Below are 3,170 nucleotides of genomic sequence, written 5' to 3' on the forward strand. Positions count from 1 at the left end.
CCGTGGTGCTGGCCGCTTTCGCCGGGACGTACGGGATCAGCAGGCTCTTCCGGCTGCCGCCCCGCGTGGCGCTGCTGGTGGCCACGGGATTCGCCATCTGCGGGGCGTCAGCGATCGGGGCGATGGCCGCCGTGCGCAGAATCCGGCAGGAGGAAACCGTGCTGCCGGTGGCGCTCGTGACCTTGTGCGGCACGCTGGCGATCGGTGTGCTGCCGTTGCTCGCGCGGCCGCTGGGCCTGGGTCCGGAGATCTTCGGGGCGTGGACCGGCGCCTCCGTGCACGACGTCGGGCAGGTGGTCGCCACCGCCCAGACCGCCGGTACCGCGGCGCTGGCCGTCGCCGTCGTCGTCAAACTCACCCGGGTGATCCTGCTGGCGCCGATGGTCGCCGCCGCGGGCTTCCATCACCGGCTGGGCACCGCAGCCGACGGCGCCAAGCGCCCCCCGGTGGTCCCGCTGTTCGTCATCGGATTCGTGGCCCTGGCGGGCCTGCGCACCACCGGGTGGCTCTCCCCCGCGGCCCTGGACGCGGCCGCCACCGTCCAGGACCTGCTGCTCGGCATGGCGCTCTTCGGGCTGGGCTCCGCCGTCCGGGTGGGCCAGCTGCTGCACACCGGCGCACGCGCGCTGCTGGCCGCGCTGGCGTCCTGGCTGCTGATCGCCCTGCTCGGGCTGGCGGCCGCCTTCCTGATGTTCCCGCCGGCGTGACCGGGCACACACGCTCCCGTGATTAGATAGCGGGGTGTCAAACCAGAATCTGAGCCGCGACGAGGCCGCGGACCGCGCCGCCCTCATCACCACTCACAGCTATGATGTCTCCCTTGACGTCCGGCAGGCGGCCGACCCGAACGTCGCCGGCTACACGAGCCGCAGCATCATCTCCTTCTCGGCCAGCGAACCCGGGGCGACGACCTTCGTGGATTTCATCGCCGGCAGCGTGCACAGCGTCTTCCTCAACGGCAAGGGACTCGCCGTCGCCGACGTCGTGGACGGTTCCCGGATCCGGCTCGAGAACCTGCAGCCGGAGAACCAGGTCACCATCACGGGAACGGCCCTGTACAGCACCTCCGGTGAGGGCATGCACCGCTTCGTCGATCCCGCCGACGGCCAGTGCTACCTCTACACGCAGTATGAACCCGCCGACGCCCGCCGGGTGTTCGCGAACTTCGAACAGCCGGACCTGAAGGCCGAGTTCACCTTCCACGTCATGGCCCCTTCCGACTGGCAGGTGTCCTCCAACGGCGCCGAGGTGCTGCGCACCCAACTGACGAGTGATCCCGCCACGAGCCGCTGGGACTTCGCGCCCACCAAGGCGATGTCCACCTACATCACCACCGTCCTCGCCGGACCGTACTTCAAGGCCGAGGACGCCTGGCGCGGCACGCTCGCCGACGGCACCGTTCTGGACGTACCGCTGGCGCTCTACTGCCGCGCCTCCATGGCCGCATCCTTCGACACCGACGCCCTGTTCCGCCTCACCAGGAACGGGCTGTCCTTCTTCAACGAACTCTTTGATTTCCCCTACCCGTGGGGCAAATACGAGCAGGCGTTCGTCCCCGAGTACAACCTCGGCGCCATGGAAAACCCGGGCCTGGTGACCTTCACCGAAAGCTACGTCTTCACCTCCCGGGCCGCCGATTCGCAGTACCAGGCCCGCGCCAACACGCTCCTGCACGAGATGGCGCACATGTGGTTCGGGGACCTCGTCACCATGAAGTGGTGGGATGATTTGTGGCTCAAGGAATCCTTCGCGGATTACATGGGCACCCTCGGCGTGGACCGGACCACGGACTGGGACACGGCCTGGGTGAACTTCGCCAACAACCGCAAGGCGTGGGCGTACGTCCAGGACCAGCTGCCCACCACCCACCCGATCGTCGCCGATATCCCGGACCTGGAAGCCGCGAAGCAGAACTTTGACGGCATCACCTACGCCAAGGGCGCTTCGGTGCTTAAGCAGCTGGTGGCCTACGTCGGGTTCGAGGCCTTCATCGCCGGGTCCCGCCAGTACTTCCGGGACCACGCCTACGGCAACACCACTCTCGCCGAACTGCTGGCCGCCCTGAGCGCGGCGTCCGGCCGCGACCTCAGCGAATGGGCCCGCCAATGGCTCCAGACCTCCGGCATCTCCACCCTGTCCAGCGAGATCACCGAATCCACCGAAGTCAGCAGCGCGCTCAGCTCCGTCACCGTCCTGCAGGATGCCGTGGATCCCACCACCGGCCGGCAGGAGCCCCGCCCGCACCGGCTGCGGATCGGCCTCTACGATTTCGACGACGCCGGCGCCCTGGTCCGCACGGACAGTGTCGAGACCGATGTGCGCGGCGCCCGGACCGACGTGACCGCGCTGGCCGGCAAACCGCGGCCTGCGCTGCTGCTGGTCAATGACGAGGACCTCAGCTACGCCAAGGTCCGGCTGGACCCGCATTCCGAGGCCACTGTCCGCGGCTCCCTGGACAAGCTGGAGGACCCCATGGCGCGGGCGCTGTGCTGGACGGCGCTGTGGGACTCGGCCCGGGATGCCATTACACCGGCCGCACTCTATGTCGACGCCGTCGAGCGCTTCGGGCCCGCGGAGCCGGGCATCGGCGTCCTCCTCAACGTGCTGGGCAACGCCTCGACGGCGGTGGAACGGTACGTGCCCCGGGGCCAGCGCGATGCCGTGCGCCACGGCTTCCTCACCACAGCCGCCGAACAGCTGCAGGCGGCAGCCCCGGGTTCCGACCAGCAATTGGCCTGGGCCCGGACCCTTGCCGCAACCAGCCGCTACGACGCCGGCCGGCTGGACCTGCTCCGGGGCATCCTGGACGGCAGCACGGTAATCGAAGGCCTCGCCGTGGACGCCGAACTGCGCTGGAATCTCTGGCATGCCCTGGCGGCCAACGGCCAGGCCTCGCAGGAGCAGCTCGACCAGGAACTCGCCCGGGACAACACGGCGGCAGGCAAGTCCGGGCACGCCACGGCCCTCGCCGCGCGCCCCGAGGCAGCCGTCAAGGCGGCCGCCTGGGAGGCCGCCGTCCACGGCACCGGCCTGTCCAACCAGCTCCTCGGCGCCACGATTGCCGGGTTCAACACCGGCGCGGCCTCCCTGCTGGCCGGGTTCATCGACCCGTACTTCGAATCCCTCGAGGACGTCTGGGCGGACCGGAGCATCGAGATCGCCAGCCGGAT

At 69.6% G+C, this 3,170-nt stretch carries 2 protein-coding genes; both read left to right on the top strand.

What is annotated here, in order from left to right:
- The coding region (locus AC1D1S_RS20335) for a YeiH family protein (protein WP_476995347.1) at positions 1-707 on the top strand (707 nt) is incomplete at its 5' end.
- Between the two features lie 34 nt (positions 708-741).
- On the top strand, positions 742-3,170 hold a 2,429-nt coding region (pepN, locus tag AC1D1S_RS20340), incomplete at its 3' end, for an aminopeptidase N (protein WP_476995348.1).

It is taken from the genome of Arthrobacter sp. P1_A5 (genome assembly GCF_056406825.1).